This window comes from Streptomyces sp. NBC_01335, assembly GCF_035953295.1.
Taxonomy (GTDB): Bacteria; Actinomycetota; Actinomycetes; order Streptomycetales; family Streptomycetaceae; genus Streptomyces.
Map to the genome: position 1 here is coordinate 2959692 of NZ_CP108370.1, position 15890 is coordinate 2975581.

A 15890-nucleotide genomic window follows, 5' to 3' on the forward strand; every position below is an offset into this window, starting at 1 on the left:
ATGTCCACGCGCTACCGGGGCCGCCGGGCCGCCCCGGATGTTCCGGCCCACTCTAATGGTGCCGAACCGGCCGCCGAGGGGTCGCGAACGGGCTGTGTTCGCGCCGTGACCCGTCGGTTTCCGGCCATTTCCCGGTGGGCTTCGGTGGCCGCCGGAACCGCCTGGCGTCCTCACCGGGGAGGACGCCTGCGGGGGAGGACCGGTTGCCCTCCGTGTGCGCGTACCCCTGCCCGCTCCTCCGCGCCGGTAAGCCCCGCTCCCTCTCTTCGGTAAGCGGAGTGTCCGAACCCGGCCCAAGCAGGCGCTTTTGCGCCCACACCCGACCAATCAAGATCACTTATGCATGACCCGTGGGCGTGTTGCCGGTGGCAGGTGCGAGGATGCCTCCAGCACGGAACTGCGGGAGCGGGAGCCCTGCGGTACGTGACGACCCGTACCGGACGACGCGTCCGCGCCGGGTGGGGGGCATCACAGGGAGGTCCCCTGCCGGGCAACCCGCAGAAGGGACCGCTGACGGCGATGCAGATCCGGCTGACCGTCCTCGCGCCGCGCACCGGCCACGCACCGACGCGCGCGTGCGACGTCCTGCTCACGGCCCCGGCGGGCACCGCGCTCGCCGCCGTCGCCTCGGCCCTCGCCTCGGCGGTCCAGGGCCCCGAGGGGTCGCTCGGCGGCGGCGCGGTGATCCTCTTCGCCGGGCGGGAGCGGCTGGACTCCCAGCGCCTCTCCCTCGGCGAGCCGCCGCTGGTCGACGGCGCGGTGCTCTCCCTGCACTCCCCCGGCGAGGACGAACCGTCCACCGACGACTCCGTCCCGGCCCGGCTGCACGTGGTCGCCGGCCCCGACGCGGGCGGTGTCCACCTGCTGCACGGCGGGCAGATCCGCATCGGCCGCTCCGCCGACGCGGACGTACCTCTCGACGATCCCGACGTCTCCCGGCTGCACTGCGCGGTCACCGTCTCCGGCGACGGCCGGGTCACCGTGGCCGACCTCGGCTCCACCAACGGCACCTCACTGGACGGTGCCGAGATCGGCACCCGGCCGGTCCCGCTGTCGGCGGGCGCCCTGCTGCGGCTCGGCGAGTCCACCCTCCGCCTCGCCACCGGCCCCCGCCCCCCGGCGCTGGCCACCGCCCCCGACGGCGAGGGCCATCTGCGGGTGGCCCGCCCGGAGCCCGGCGCGCCCGGGAACGACGGCCCGGACCCGGCCCACGGGCACGGTGCGTACGCCGAGGAGACCCGGCCCTCCGGCCACGACTCGCCCTACCGCCAGGAGACCCCCGGACCGTCCCCCCGGCCTGACATGTCTCCCCGGCCCGGCGCGGAGCAGCCCCGGCGCGGCGGCATAGGGGCCTGGGCCCGCAGGCTGGCCGGCGGCCGCGCCGACCACGAGGCCGCGGACGCCGCGGCCGACCCCGCCCCCCGGTCCGCCCCGGGGCACGCGGGGTTCCTCGCCCCCTCCGCCCCGGCCGGCACCTGGCCGGATCCGGCGGCGGTGCTGCTGACCGCGCTCGGCCCGGGGCCCCGGCTCTGGGAGCGCGACCCCGCCCACCCGGAGGCGCTGGCCGTCCGGCTCGGCACGACCGACCGGGCGGAGCTGCCCTCGGTGCCGGTGACGGTCGGGCTGCGCGAGGCCGGTTCGCTCGGGCTCGCCGGGCCGTGGGACCGCCTCACCGGGCTGGCCCGCTCGGTGGTCGCCCAGCTCGCGGCCCTGCACTCCCCCACCGACCTGGAGATCGTGCTCATCAGCACGGACCGCAACCGCACGGCGGACGAGCGGCGAGGCGCCTGGTCCTGGCTGGGGTGGCTGCCGCATCTGCGGCCGATGCGCGGCCAGGACTGCCGGCTGCTCCTCGCGTACGACCGCGAGCAGGCGACGGCCCGTACGGACGAGCTGGTCCGCAGACTGGACGAGGGCCCGCTCGGCCCCGGCTGGCCGCACGCCGGGCGCGACACGGTGGCCGAGGCCGCCGGGGCGTGGACCGGCCCGTACACCGTGGTGGTCGTCGACGGCGACCCCGGGACGGCCGCGCTGCGGGAGACCACCGCGCGGCTGGCGGGCGCCGGTTCGGCGGCCGGGATCCACCTGATCTGCCTGGCGGAGACTCCGCCTGCCTCGCCGACCTCCCCGGTCACAGCGACCTACGAGGCCGCCTGCCACGCCTCCCTCGCCTTCCGCGAGTGCGGGGCGGTCGCCCTGCTGAGCGGGGACGTCGCGACGGCGCTCCGGCTGCTGCGCACGGCGGGCGGCCAGGTCGCGGGGCACGGCACGGTGGCGACCGTGGACGCGGTGTCGCCGGCCTGGGCCGAGCGCTTCGGGCGGGCGCTGGCCCCGCTGCGGGACGAGGGCCCGGGCGCGGCGGCGGACCTCGCGAGGACCGCCGCGCTGCCGCCCACCTCCCGGCTCCTCGACGAGCTGGGTCTGGCCCGGGCCACCCCGGCGTCGCTGATGGCCCGCTGGGCGTCGACCGCCGAGCGCCAGCCCGGCGCCTCGGCCCGGCCGACCCCCACCCCGTCGTCGGGGCGGCTCCGCGACCCCCAGGACACCCCGAGCCCCGGCCGCACCCTCAGCACCGGCTCCCTGCGCACCGCCCCTCTGGTCGGCGGCCAGCGCACCGGTTCCCCCGACTCGGGCCGCACCCCGTACCCCTCCCGCACCGACTCCGGGCGCACGCCGTACCCGGGTGCCCCGGACCCCCGCACCGACTCCGGCCGCACGCCGTACCCGGGTGCCGGGGATTCCCGTACCGACTCCGGCCGCACCCCCTACCCCGGCGCCACGGCGCGGGGTACGGGCGACACGCCGTACCCCGCCCCCGGGTCGCGTACCGGCTCCGAGCGCACCCCGTATCCGGCGTCGGCGGCCGCCGCGCCGGCCGCGGGCGGCGAAGGTGCCGGCGGGCTGGCCGGGCGGCCGGTGGTGGTGCTGGGGGCGGGGCCCCGGGGGCCGGTGAGCGTGGATCTCGCCGACGAGGGGCCGCACCTGCTCGTCGAGGGCCCGGCGGGCAGCGGGCGTACCGAACTGCTGCGGGCGATCGCCGCCTCGCTCGCCTCTGCCGCCCGTCCCGACCGGCTCGGCATCCTGCTGGTGGACGGGGCCGGGGCGGGCGGGGAGAACGGCGAGCCCGGCGAGGGCTTGCGCCCCTGCACCGAGCTGCCGCACGTCTTCTCGTACCTGTCGGCCTCCGATCCGGTCCGGATGCGGGAGTTCGCGCGGGCGCTCGGCGGTGAGCTGAAGCGCCGTGCGGAACTGCTCGGCGGACTGGACTTCGCCGAGTGGCACACCCGGCACGAGGTCGCGCAGCGGCTCGTCGGCCAGCGCCCGCCGAGCTCCTCGGAGCAGCGTGGGGACCCGGACTCCGCTTTGTCCACCACGGGCACGCTGCGGCTGCGGGCGGCCGCGCGGGCGGTGGACCCGGGGCCGTCGCCGCTGCCCCGGCTCGTGGTGCTCGCCGACGACTTCGACGCGCTGGTCGCCCCGGCGCTCGGCAGCCCGGGGCGGCCGGCCGCCGGGTCGGTGGTGCGGGCGCTGGAGGCGGTGGCCCGGGACGGCGGGCGGCTCGGGGTGCACCTGGTGGCGTCCTCGGGGCGCCCGGACCGCACCGAGGACACCGAGCTGGCGCGGGGTGCCCGGCTGCGGATCGTGCTGGACCCGCCGGTGCTGCCGCCCTCGCCGGACGAACCGGCGCCGGGGCGCGGCCGGCTGGGGCATCCGGACGGGCGGGTCACTCCGTTCCAGGGCGGCCGGGTGACGGGGCGCATCCCGCGCACGGCGACCCTGCGTCCGACGGTGGTGCCGCTGGAGTGGGAGCGGATGGGCGATCCGCCGACCCGCCGTCCCGTCCGCGAGCTAGGCAACGGGCCGACCGACCTGGCGCTCCTCGCCAGTGCGCTGGAGCGCGCGGCGCGCTCGGTGAACGCCGAGCGGCTGCCTCCGCTGCCGCCCGTCTCCTCGTGACTCCCGGCGAGGCGATTCCCGTTGTTCTCCGGTGCCTTCCGGCGGACGGAGCTGTCCTCCTGACCTCTGTCCGCCGGGTGCGCGTTTCCTCCTGAATCGACGTCACGAGCGGGTCACGATCGTCCGCCCGGCCCCCATGGCGGTATTGCGGGTCCTTCGCGCCCCGGCGTAGGACTGTGCCCACGGAGGACGCGGTACTCGCACAGTGGCGTGCGGACGCACGTCGCCGGGAAACGGGGCAGTGATGCACAGAACCCGACAAGTGGGCCGGGCGGCAACGGTGTTCGCCGCGATAGGCGCGCTGGCGCTGACCGGCTGCTCGGGCGGTTCGGACGACGGCAAGGACGGCAAGGACACCGGGGGTGCCACGGCGGGCGCGAGCGAATCGCCCACGTCGACCGTCGCGTTACCTCGCCTGGACGGTGAGCAGATCTCCGTGGCGGCCGTGTGGACGGGCGCGGAGCAGCAGAACTTCATCAAGGTTCTGGACGAGTTCGAGAAGCGGACGGGAGCGAAGGTCAGCTTCGTCCCCGCGCAGGACCCGATCGTCAACTTCCTCGGTACGAAGATCGCGGGCGGCCAGCCGCCGGACGTGGCGATGATCCCGCAGGTGGGCGCGATCCAGCAGGCCGTGGCGAAGAAGTGGGCCAAGCCCGTCGGCAACGAGGCGCGGGCCCAGCTCGGCCAGAACTACGCGCAGGTCTGGCAGGACCTCGGTGCCGTGGACGGCACCCAGTACGGCGTCTACTACAAGGCCGCCAACAAGTCGCTGGTCTGGTACAACGCCAAGGCCTTCGAGAACGCGGGCGCGGCCGAGCCGAAGACCTGGAAGGACTTCCTGACCACCGCGGAGACGGTGTCGGCCTCCGGGATCACCCCGGTGTCGGTCGGTGGGGCGGACGGCTGGACCCTCACCGACTGGTTCGAGAACATCTACCTCTCCCAGGCGGGCCCGGAGAAGTACGACCAGCTGGCGAAGCACGCGATCAAGTGGACGGACCCGTCCGTGAAGGACGCGCTCACCACCCTCGGCCAGCTCTTCGGCAAGCCGGAACTGATCGCGGGCGGCGCGTCCGGGGCGCTCCAGACCGAGTTCCCGGCGTCGGTGACGCAGACCTTCACCGGCGGGGACCAGCCGAAGGCCGCGATGGTCTTCGAGGGCGACTTCGTGTCCGTCAACATCGCGGAGACCGACGCGAAGATCGGTACGGACGCCAAGGTGTTCCCGTTCCCGGCGGTCGGCGCCGACTCCCCGGTGGTGACCGGCGGGGACGCGGCGGTGGCGTTGAAGGACTCGAAGGGCGCCCAGGCGCTGCTGACCTTCCTGGCGTCCACGGACGCGGCGAAGATCTCGGCCGGGGCGGGCGGGTTCCTCTCGCCGAACAAGTCCCTGGACCCGGCCGTGTACCCGAACGACGTGCAGCGCACCATGGCGCAGGCGCTGATCGCGGCCGGCGACGACGTCCGGTTCGACATGTCGGACCAGGCGCCGCAGTCCTTCGGCGGCACGCCCGGCAAGGGCGAGTGGAAGATCCTCCAGGACTTCCTGAAGAGTCCGAAGGACATCGCGGGGGCCCAGCGGGCGCTGGAGTCCGCCGCCGCCGAGGCGTACACGAGCTGACGCGGTGACGACAGCGACGACGGGGGGCGCCGGTGCGGTGCCCCCCGCTCACCCGGGTCCCCCCGTCCGTACCCGTACCGGCCGCCCCTCCCGGCGGTCCGGCCGAGGTGTCACCGGCACCCGCAGAACCGTCGCGGTGGCGTTCCTGCTGCCCGCGCTGGTGCTGCTCGGCGCGCTGGTGGTCTATCCGATCGCCTACTCCGTCTACCGTTCGTTCCTCGACCAGGCGGGCACCGGCTTCGCCGGGTTCGACAACTACCAGAAGCTCTTCACGGACGACTCGATCCGTACGGCGGTCAAGAACAACCTGATCTGGGTGGTCCTCGCGCCCACCGTCTCCACCGCGCTCGGCCTGATCTTCGCGGTGCTGACCGAACGCATCCGCTGGGGCACGGCGTTCAAGCTGGTCGTCTTCATGCCGATGGCGATCTCCATGCTGGCCGCCGGGATCATCTTCCGGCTGGTCTACGACGAGGCCCCGGAGCGCGGGGTCGCCAACGCGGTCTGGGTGGGCGTGCACGACACCTTCGCGCAGTCCGCCGGGTTCCCGAAGGCCCATCCGCTGCCGGTGCACCCGTTGAAGGCGGGCGGCGGCGGGTCGTTCGTCACGAAGGCGACGGTACGGGCGGGCGTCCCGGTGCTGCTGCCGCTGGTCGGGGTCGTACCGGAGAAGATGCCGCACGACGCGGAACCGGCGCGTACCCCGGCGCCGGACGGCGACCGGATCACCGGCACCGCCTGGCTGGACTTCACCAAGGGCGGCGGCGGGAAGCCCAACACGGTCGACGCGAAGGAACTGGGCCTCAAGGGCATCGAGGTGGAGGCGGTGAAGGACGGCAAGGTCGTCGCCACCGCCACGGCCGGCGCCGACGGGTCCTTCTCGCTGCCCGCCGCCGCCGACGGCGCGGTGCTCCGGCTGCCCGCCGACAACTTCCGCGAACCGTACAACGGGGTCTCCTGGCTCGGCCCGAGCCTCGTCACCCCCGGGATCATCGGCAGTTACGTCTGGATGTGGGCGGGCTTCGCGATGGTGCTGATCGCGGCGGGCCTCGCCGGTCTCCCCCGCGAGCTCCTGGAGGCGGCGCGGGTCGACGGGGCGAACGAGTGGCAGGTCTTCCGCCGGATCACCGTGCCGATGCTGGCACCGGTCCTCGCGGTGGTGCTGGTCACGCTCATGATCAACGTACTGAAGGTCTTCGACCTGATCTTCATCATCGCGCCGGGCTCCTCCCAGGACGACGCCAACGTCCTCGCCCTCCAGCTGTACCGCTCCTCCTTCGGTACGGACGCGGACCTGGGCGTCGGCAGCGCGATCGCCGTCCTCCTGCTGCTGCTGGTGATCCCGGTGATGGCCTTCAACATCCGGCGGATACGGAAGGAGGGGCGCCGATGACAGCCGCGTCCACCACCTCGGCCGGGGCAGCCCGGCCCTCGCTCGCGGCGCGGATCGCCGCACGGGCGGGCGGCGGGGTGATGCGGGTCGTCCTCGTCCTGGTCGCCCTGTTCTGGCTGATGCCGACGATCGGGCTGCTGCTCTCCTCGCTGCGGGACGGCAAGGACATCGCGGCGAGCGGCTGGTGGCAGGTCTTCACCACCCCCTCCCAGCTGACCCTCGACAACTACCAGCACCTGCTCTCCGACTCGGCGATCACCGGCTCGTTGCTCTCCACCGTAATGATCACCGTGCCGTCCACGGTCCTGGTGGTGGTGATCGGCTCGTTCGCCGGCTACGCCTTCGCCTGGATGGACTTCCCCGGCCGCGACTGGTGGTTCCTGCTGGTCGTGGGGCTGCTGGTGGTGCCGGTACAGGTCGCCCTGATCCCGGTCTCCAAGCTCTTCGGCACCCTCGGGATCTTCGAGACCACCCTCGGCGTGGTCCTCTTCCACACGGCCTTCGGCCTGCCGTTCGCGATCTTCCTGCTGCGGAACTTCTTCGCGGAGATCCCCCGCGAGCTCCTGGAGGCCGCCCGGCTCGACGGGGCGGGCGAGATCCGGCTCTTCACCCGGGTCGTGATGCCGCTCGGCGGACCCGCCATCGCCTCGCTCGGCATCTTCCAGTTCCTCTGGGTCTGGAACGACATGCTGGTCGCGCTGATCTTCGCCGACTCGGACTCCCCGCCGATCACCGTGGCGCTCCAGCAGCAGGTACGCCAGTTCGGCAACAACATCGACGTACTGGCACCGGGGGCGTTCGTCTCGATGGTGATCCCGCTGGCGGTGTTCTTCGCCTTCCAGCGGCAGTTCGTCTCGGGGGTGATGGCGGGGGCGGTGAAGTGAGCGGCTCTCCAGCGGCGGGAAACGTCCGGCCGAGAGTGACGCCGAGATCCTGGACCACCTGAAGTGACCGCCGTGCGTTTCGTCCAGCTGGACGAGATCCTCGCCATCGCCCGCGCGGTCGACGGCACCGCGCACGGCGTCCGCGATCCGGCACCTCTGGTCTCGGCGATCGAGCGGCCCCGGACCGACGTGTCCGGGGCCGAGCCGTATCCCACGTTGCGCGAAAAGGCGGCGGCGCTGCTGCACTCCGTGGCCCGCAACCACGCGCTGATCGATGGCGACGAGCGCACCGCATGGCCGGCCATGCGTGTCTTCCTCCGGCTCAACGGCGCCGGCGCCGGTACGACCCCGCCGCACGTGTCCATCGCCGGCCCGTTCGTCGAGGAGGTCGCTACGCCTCCGGGTGCTTGAGCGCGGCGACCGTGGAGGCGGCGAGGTCGTCGAGGTACCCCTTGGGCAGGCCGCCGCGGACCACCACGAGCCGCCAGTACAGCGGCCCCACGATCAGGTCCAGCGCACGGTCGGGGTCGCTGCCCTCCGGGAGTTCGCCCCGGGCCACCGCCGCCCGGACGACGACGGCGGCGACGCCCTGCTGGGGGTCGAGGAGGGCCGCCTTGATCGTGTCGGCGATCTCCGGGTTCCTGGCCGCCTCGACGAGCAGGTCCGGGATCACCTGCGAGGCGACGGGGTGGCGGAGCGCGTACGAGGCGAGGCCGAGGACCGCCCGTACGTCCCCGTACAGCGAGCCGGTGTCGGGGGTCGGCATGCCCTGTTCGGCGACGGCGGCCACCAGGTCGAGTACCAGGTGCAGTTTGGACTTCCAGCGCCGGTAGACGGCGGTCTTGCCGACGCCCGCACGGCGCGCGATGCCCTCCATCGACATCCGGGCGAAGCCCACCGAGGCCAGTTCCTCGAAGACGGCCCCGCGGATCGCGTCGGTCACGTCCTCGCGCAGCACGGCGGCGCCCGCCGGGGTGCGGCGCCGGGGTCCGGGTTCGGTGCTCATGCTCTCAAGGATATCCGTAACGACGAAACGGTTGCGTCCCGACGCCCATACGATTTACGCTCAGCGTGGCGACGAAACGGTCCCGTCCCGTCGTTCGCTCGCGGTTGTCCCGCAGTTCAACGTTCGTTCCCCCGCGTCGAAGACTGTTCCGTTCCAGCCTCCGACGCCTGTTTCCCCAGCCTTCAACCGCCTGTTCCCAGCCTCCGTCGAAAGCGATCGTGGTGAGCCAGACAGCAGCTCCGCCGACCCCAGGGCCGGCCGAAACCGATCCCGCCGCACTCGCCCCGGTCTACGCCCCGGGCGAGCTGGCGGCGCTCGCCGCCCGCCACGGCCTCACCGTCAGCGGCGCCCGCCCCTCCCTCGCGTCGTACGTCGCCCAGCTCTGGGGGCGCAGGCACTTCATCGTGGCGTTCGCCACCGCCAAGCTGACCGCTCAGTACAGCCAGGCGAAGCTCGGCCAGATCTGGCAGATCATGACGCCGCTGCTCAACGCGGCGGTGTACTACTTCATCTTCGGCATCCTGATGGGCACCAAGCACGGGGTCCCCGACTTCGTGCCGTTCCTCGTCACGGGTGTCTTCATCTGGACGTTCACCTCCAGCTCGATCACCGCGGGCACCCGTGCGATCAGCGGCAACATCGGGCTGGTGCGCGCCCTGCACTTCCCGCGCGCCTCGCTGCCGGTCGCGCTCGCCCTCCAGCAGCTCCAGCAGCTGCTGTTCTCGCTCGGCGCGCTCGTCGTGATCCTTTTCGTCTTCGGGGAGTTCCCCAGCCCCAGCTGGGTGCTCGCGATCCCCGCGCTCTTCCTCCAGGCGCTCTTCAACACCGGCGTCTCGATGTTCGTGGCGCGGCTCACCGCGAAGACCCCGGACATCGCCCAGCTGATGCCGTTCCTGCTGCGCACCTGGATGTACGCGTCCGGCGTGATGTGGAGCCTGGACTCCCTCCTCACCACGGACCGCGTCCCGCACTGGGTCATCGTCGCGCTCGACTGCAACCCGGCGGCCGTCTACATCGACCTGATGCGGTTCGCCCTGATCGAGAGCTTCACCGCCGACCAGCTGCCCCCGCACGTGTGGGCGGTGGCCGCGGCGTGGGCACTGGTCTGCGGCCTCGGCGGCTTCGTGTTCTTCTGGAAGGCCGAAGAGAGGTACGGACGTGGCTGACACGACCGAGGAGCGGGAGCCCACCGTCGTCGTCGACGACGTGCACATCACCTACAAGGTCAACGGCACCAAGGGCGGCCGGGGCAGCGCGACCTCCGCGCTCAGCCGGATCGTCACCCGGCGCGAGAGCCCGGGCGTGCGCGAGGTGCACGCCGTGAAGGGCGTCAGCTTCGCCGCGTACAAGGGCGAGGCGATCGGCCTCATCGGCTCGAACGGCTCCGGCAAGTCCACCCTGCTCAAGGCGATCGCCGGGCTGCTCCCGGCGACGAAGGGCAAGGTCCACACGCAGGGCCAGCCCTCGCTGCTCGGTGTGAACGCGGCGCTGATGAGCGACCTGACCGGCGAGCGGAACGTCGTGCTGGGCGGCCTCGCGATGGGCATGTCCCGCCAGGAGATCCGCGAGCGGTACGACGACATCGTCTCCTTCTCCGGCATCAACGAGAAGGGCGACTTCATCACGCTGCCGATGCGGACGTACTCCTCCGGCATGGGCGCCCGGCTGCGGTTCTCCATCGCGGCGGCCAAGAGCCACGACGTGCTCCTGATCGACGAGGCGCTCTCCACCGGCGACGCCAAGTTCCAGAACCGGAGCAAGGACCGGATCAAGGAGCTCCGCAAGGAGGCCGGCACGGTCTTCCTGGTCAGCCACAGCAACAGGTCGATCCTGGAGACCTGCGACCGGGCGATCTGGCTGGAAGCGGGCGTCCTGCGGATGGACGGCCCGGCGGAGGACGTCGTCGCCGCGTACGAGCGGTTCACGAAGAAGTAGTCCCCACGCGGACCCGCGGAGCGGGGGGCTCCGGGCTTCACGGCCCGGAGCCCCCCTCTCTCATGTCACCGCGTCACCGCGTCAGGCGTGCGTCCGCAGCAGCGTCCGCATGGTCCGCATCGCGACCGACAGGTTCGCCAGGTCGAAGGCGTCGGAGCTCTGGATCTCCTCCAGGGTGGAACGCGACCGGGAGAGGATCGCCGCGTTCTTCTCCTCCCACGCCTTGAACCGGTCCTCCGGTGCCGCACCCTCGGCCCCCACGGCCAGCACGTCGGCGGTGAGCGCCGCGTGGGCCGCGTACAGGTCCTCGCGGATGGAGGCGCGGGCCATGGACTGCCAGCGGTCGGCGCGCGGCAGCTCGATGATCCGGTCCATCAGCGCGGTGATCCGCAGCCGGTCCGCGAGGTCGTAGTAGACCTCGGCGACGGCGAGCGGGTCCTTGCCCGTACGGTCCGCGATGGCCACGATGTCGAGCGCCGGGAACGCCGAGGAGAACCCGGCGACACGCTGCGCCAGCTCCTCCGGCACGTCCGCCGACGTCAGCTCGTCCAGGATCTGCTGGTACCACTCCTGGTCGGTGCCCCGCAGCAGCTTGGGCATCGCGGCCCAGACCTCGGCGACCCGCTCCTCGAAGAAGGCGACGGTGGCCTCGATGTCCACCGGCTGCGGGCGGTTGCCGAGCAGCCAGCGGGTGCCGCGCTCCACCAGACGGCGGGAGTGCAGCCGGATGCGGGTCTGCACCGCGGCGCCGACCTGGTTGTCGAGTGCCTCCACGGCGTCCCAGACCTGGTTCAGGCCGAAGATCTCGCGGGCCGCTGCCTGCGCCCGCACGATCTCCTCCACCGAGGCCCCGGTCTCCTCGCGGAACCGGTGCAGGAAGGTCGAACCGCCGGTGTTCACGGTGTCGTTGACCAGCACGGTGGTGATGATCTCGCGGCGCAGCGCGTGGCCGTCGATCGCCTCGGGGAAGCGTTCGCGCAGCTGCTTCGGGAAGTAGGCGTGCGCGAGGCGCTGGAGGTGCGGGTCGTCGGGGAGGCTGGTGCTGATCAGCTCGTCGGCGGCGGTGATCTTGGTGTAGGCGAGCAGCACGGCGAGTTCCGGCTGGCTCAGGCCCTTGCCGGCGGAGAGGAGTTCGCGGATCTGCCGGTCGGCGGGGAGGAACTCCAGCGCGCGGTCCAGCTCGCCCGCGGACTCCAGTTGGCGCATCGAGCGCTGGTGGGCGTGGAGCAGGTCGGTGGCCTGGGCGGAGGCGTTGGTGAGCGCGACGTTCTGCGCGTAGTTGTTGCGCAGCACGAGCGCGCCGACCTCGTCGGTCATCTCGGCGAGCAGCTTGTTGCGCTGCTTGACGGTCATGTCGCCGTCCCGGACCAGCCCGTTGAGCAGGATCTTGATGTTCACCTCGTGGTCGGAGGTGTCCACACCGGCGCTGTTGTCGATCGCGTCGGTGTTGATCTCGCCGCCCGCCCGGGCGAACTCGATGCGGCCGAGCTGGGTGGCGCCGAGGTTGCCGCCCTCGCCGACGACCTTGGCCCGCAGGTCCTGGCCGTTGACCCGGATCGCGTCGTTGGCCTTGTCGCCGACGTCGGCGTCGGTCTCGGCGGAGGACTTGATGTAGGTGCCGATGCCGCCGTTCCACAGCAGGTCGACCGGGGCCCGCAGGATGGCCTTCATCAGGTCGGCGGGGGTCAGCTTGGTGACGCCCGCCTCGATCCCGAGGGCCTCGCGGACGTGCGCGTTGACCGGGATCGACTTCGCGGTGCGCGGGTGGACGCCACCGCCCGCCGAGAGCAGCTTGGTGTCGTAGTCGGCCCAGGAGCTGCGGGGCAGTTCGAAGATCCGGCGCCGCTCGGCGTAGGAGACGGCGGCGTCCGGGGTCGGGTCGAGGAAGATGTGCCGGTGGTCGAAGGCGGCGACCAGCCGGATGTGCTCGGAGAGCAGCATGCCGTTGCCGAACACGTCGCCGGACATGTCGCCGACGCCGACGACGGTGAAGTCCTCGGTCTGCGTGTCGTGGCCCAGCGCGCGGAAGTGCCGCTTGACGGACTCCCAGGCGCCGCGGGCGGTGATGCCCATGCCCTTGTGGTCGTACCCGGCGGAGCCGCCGGAGGCGAAGGCGTCGCCGAGCCAGAAGTTGTACGCGACGGCGACCTCGTTGGCGATGTCGGAGAAGCTCGCGGTGCCCTTGTCGGCGGCGACGACGAGGTAGGTGTCGTCCTCGTCGTGGCGGACCACGCCGACGGGGGGCACGGTCTCGCCGGCCACCAGGTTGTCGGTGATGTCGAGCAGCGCCGAGACGAAGACGCGGTAGGCGGCGATGCCCTCGGCGAGCCAGGCGTCGCGGTCGAGCGCCGGGTCCGGGAGCTGCTTGGCTACGAAGCCGCCCTTGGCGCCCACCGGCACGATCACGGTGTTCTTCACCATCTGCGCCTTGACCAGGCCGAGGACCTCGGTACGGAAGTCCTCGCGCCGGTCCGACCAGCGCAGCCCCCCGCGGGCGACCTTGCCGAAGCGCAGGTGGACGCCTTCTACGCGGGGCGAGTACACCCAGATCTCGAAGGCGGGGCGCGGGGCGGGCAGGTCGGGGATGGCCTGCGGGTCGAACTTCATCGAGACGTAGGCGTGCGGCTCGCCGTCGTCGGCGCGCTGGAAGAAGTTGGTCCGCAGGGTCGCCTTGATGACGGTGAGGAAGGAGCGCAGGATGCGGTCCTCGTCGAGCGAGGCCACCTGGTCGAGCGCGCCGTCGAGCTCTTCGAGCAGTCCGTCGGTGAGTTCCCGGCCGGCGTTCTGGCGGGCGGGCGACATCCGGGCCTCGAAGAGGGAGACCAGCAGCCGGGTGGTGTGGACGTTGTCGCGGAGGGTGTCCTCCATGTAGTCCTGGCTGAAGGTGGAGCCCGCCTGGCGCAGGTACTTCGCGTAGGCGCGGAGCACCATCGCCTGCCGCCAGTCGAGTCCGGCACGGAGCACGAGGGAGTTGAAGCCGTCGTTCTCGGCCGCCCCCGTCCAGACGGCGGCGAAGGCGTTCTGGAAGCGCTCGCGGGCGTCGTCGGCGAGGTGGTCGCCGTTGCCCGCGGGCATCCGCAGCCCGAAGTCGTAGATCCAGCCGGTGGTCCGGTCCGCGCAGCGCAGTTCGTACGGGCGCTCGTCGACGACCTCCACGCCCAGGCGCTGCAGCACCGGGAGGACGGCGGAGAGCGAGACGGGCTCGCCGGTCCGGTAGATCTTGAAGCGGCGCTCGCCGGGCAGCGCGCCGACCGGCTCGTAGAGGCTGAGCGCGAAGTCCTTCTCGCCCGCCTTGAACCGTTCGAGGTGGACCAGGTCGGCCACGGCGGCGCGCGGCGAGTGGTCGGCCTTGTAGCCCTCGGGGAAGGAGCGGGCGTAGCGGCGCAGCAGTTCGGCGGCGCGCTCCTCGCCGCATTCGGCGTTCAGGGCCTCCTGGAAGCCGTCCGCCCAGGAGCGGGCGGCCTCGACGAGGCGGGCCTCGATGTGCTCGGTGTCGGCGTCCGTGAGGTGCGGCAGTTCGGTGCCGGGGGCGACCCGGACGACGAAGTGCAGCCGGGACAGGATCGACTCGGTGTTCCAGGCGGTGAAGTCGACGCTGGTACCGCCGAGTTCCTCCTTGAGGATGTCGATCAGCCGCAGCCTGACGCCGGTGGTGTAGCGGTCGCGCGGCAGGTAGACGAGGGCGGAGTAGTAGCGGCCGTACTCGTCCTGGCGCAGGTAGAGGCGGAGCCGGCGGCGTTCCTGGAGGTAGAGCACCGAGGTGACGATCGAGCGGAGCTGATCGGTCGGCGTCTGGAACATGTCGTCGCGCGGGTAGGTCTCCAGGATCTGGAGCAGGTCGCGGCCGTCGTGGCTGTTGTCCGAGAAGCCGGCGCCCTCCAGCACCTCGGCGACCTTGCGGCGGACGACCGGGACCCGGCGCACCGACTCGGTGTAGGCGGCGGAGGAGAACAGGCCGAGGAAGCGGCGCTCGCCGACGACGTTGCCGTCGGCGTCGAACTTCTTCACGCCGACGTAGTCGAGGTAGCTCGGGCGGTGGACCGTGGAGCGGCTGTTCGCCTTGGTCAGGATGAGCAGCTTGTGCTCGCGGGCCTTGGCCCGTGCGTCGGCGGGGAGCCGGTCGAAGGACGGGCTGACGGGGTGCGCCTCGTCCTCGTGGTGCTTCGGGTCGGAGCGCAGGATGCCGAGGCCGGTGCCGGGCACGGCGGCGAGCGAGTCGCCGTTCTTCAGCTCGTACTCGCGGTAGCCGAGGAAGGTGAAGTGGTCGGCGGCGAGCCAGCGCAGCAGTTCACCGGCCTCCTCGATCTCCTCGGCGGGGAGGTCGTCGGTCGGCTCGCTCGTGAGGCCGTCCGCGATGCGCAGCGCGGCGGCGCGCATCTTGTCCCAGTCCTCGACGGTCTCCCGCACGTCGGACAGGACGCGCAGCAGGTCGGCGGTGATCTCCTTGAGGTCCCCGCGGTCCGTCTCGCGGTCGATCTCCACGTGGATCCAGGACTCGACGAGCACGTCGTGCGGCAGTGCCGCCCCGGCGGTGCCGGAGTCCTTGCGGCCCTTGCTCTGGGGGACCCGGGGGGCGCCGGGGCCGTCGGTGAGGACCTCCAGCAGCTTGCCGGTGACGTCGCGGCGCACCAGGACCTGGGGGTGGATGACCAGGTGGATGCTGCGGTTCTGGCGGGACAGCTCGTTGGTGACGGAGTCGACGAGGAACGGCATGTCGTCGGTGACGACCTCGACGACGGAGTGGCTGGAGGTCCAGCCGTTCTCCTCGACGGTCGGGGTGTGCACCCGGACGTTGGCCGTGCCCTGGGGACGGTTCTCGGCCAGCCGGTAGTGCGAGGAGGCGGCGCCGAAGACGTCCACCGGGTCCCGGCCGTTCAGGTCCTCCGGGGCGGTGTGCAAGTAGTAGCGCTGGAGGTAGGAGAGGAGCATGTCCCGGCCGGACCGCTCGTCCCCGTCCGTGCCGGCCGCGGCGACGCGCACCCTGGGGGTACCCCCAGGGCCGCCGGCACCACCGCCCGGGCTGTTGTCAGCTACCTCGGCGGCCCGTGCGAGCAGCTCGGCCTTGGCTTCGTCCAGCTTGGTCTGCATGTCCTC

9 protein-coding genes are annotated in these 15890 nt (G+C 72.5%); 7 read left to right on the top strand and 2 right to left on the bottom strand.

The window, feature by feature from the left end:
• Nucleotides 1-519: 519 nt before the first annotated feature.
• The 5 genes from OG599_RS12580 to OG599_RS12600 all read left to right on the top strand — a co-directional run bounded on the left by OG599_RS12580 (nt 520) and on the right by OG599_RS12600 (nt 8266).
• Complete coding sequence (locus tag OG599_RS12580) at nt 520-3957, top strand: FHA domain-containing protein (protein ID WP_327176072.1); 3438 nt, start codon at nt 520-522, stop codon at nt 3955-3957.
• A gap of 244 nt (nt 3958-4201) precedes the next feature.
• Nucleotides 4202-5578, top strand: a complete 1377-nt coding sequence (locus OG599_RS12585) for an ABC transporter substrate-binding protein (protein WP_327176073.1) — start codon at nt 4202-4204, stop codon at nt 5576-5578.
• 4 nt (nt 5579-5582) lie between these two features.
• Nucleotides 5583-6971, top strand: a complete 1389-nt coding sequence (locus tag OG599_RS12590; RefSeq protein ID WP_327176074.1) for a carbohydrate ABC transporter permease — start codon at nt 5583-5585, stop codon at nt 6969-6971.
• Nucleotides 6968-7855, top strand: coding sequence for a carbohydrate ABC transporter permease (locus tag OG599_RS12595; RefSeq protein WP_327176075.1), 888 nt, complete (start codon nt 6968-6970; stop codon nt 7853-7855). The genes OG599_RS12590 and OG599_RS12595 overlap by 4 nt, the downstream gene beginning before the upstream one ends.
• 63 nt (nt 7856-7918) lie before the next feature.
• Entirely contained in the window at nt 7919-8266 is a 348-nt protein-coding gene (locus OG599_RS12600; RefSeq protein WP_327176076.1) for a type II toxin-antitoxin system death-on-curing family toxin, read from the top strand.
• On the opposite strand, the gene OG599_RS12605 is transcribed toward OG599_RS12600, so the two are convergent.
• Nucleotides 8247-8861: a TetR/AcrR family transcriptional regulator gene (locus tag OG599_RS12605; protein WP_327176077.1), complete on the bottom strand. Its 615-nt coding sequence runs from the start codon at nt 8859-8861 to the stop codon at nt 8247-8249. The two genes, OG599_RS12600 and OG599_RS12605, sit on opposite strands and share 20 nt — an antisense overlap.
• A gap of 218 nt (nt 8862-9079) precedes the next feature.
• Here OG599_RS12605 and OG599_RS12610 point away from each other — a divergent pair, with 218 nt between their 5' ends.
• Both OG599_RS12610 and OG599_RS12615 read left to right on the top strand, forming a co-directional pair.
• A complete protein-coding gene (locus OG599_RS12610; RefSeq protein WP_327176078.1) occupies nt 9080-10027 on the top strand; it encodes an ABC transporter permease in 948 nt (315 codons plus the stop codon).
• Nucleotides 10020-10796 carry an ABC transporter ATP-binding protein gene (locus OG599_RS12615; RefSeq protein ID WP_327176079.1) on the top strand — a complete coding sequence of 259 codons (777 nt, stop codon included), beginning with the start codon at nt 10020-10022 and terminating at the stop codon, nt 10794-10796. Before OG599_RS12610 ends, OG599_RS12615 begins: the two co-directional genes overlap by 8 nt.
• An 81-nt stretch (nt 10797-10877) precedes the next feature.
• Here OG599_RS12615 and OG599_RS12620 read toward each other — a convergent pair whose 3' ends face one another.
• On the bottom strand, nt 10878-15884 hold the full coding sequence (locus OG599_RS12620) for an NAD-glutamate dehydrogenase (RefSeq protein WP_327176080.1): 5007 nt from the start codon (nt 15882-15884) through the stop codon (nt 10878-10880).
• Between the last annotated feature and the right edge of the window lie 6 nt (nt 15885-15890).

Bases quoted from the DNA above. Each gene is read 5' to 3' on its own strand.
- OG599_RS12580 (WP_327176072.1), top strand. From the start codon at position 520: ATGCAGATCCGGCTGACCGTCCTCGCGCCGCGCACCGGCCACGCACCG.
- OG599_RS12585 (WP_327176073.1), top strand. From the start codon at position 4,202: ATGCACAGAACCCGACAAGTGGGCCGGGCGGCAACGGTGTTCGCCGCG.
- OG599_RS12595 (WP_327176075.1), top strand. From the start codon at position 6,968: ATGACAGCCGCGTCCACCACCTCGGCCGGGGCAGCCCGGCCCTCGCTC.
- OG599_RS12605 (WP_327176077.1), bottom strand. From the start codon at position 8,861: ATGAGCACCGAACCCGGACCCCGGCGCCGCACCCCGGCGGGCGCCGCC.
- OG599_RS12620 (WP_327176080.1), bottom strand. From the start codon at position 15,884: ATGCAGACCAAGCTGGACGAAGCCAAGGCCGAGCTGCTCGCACGGGCC.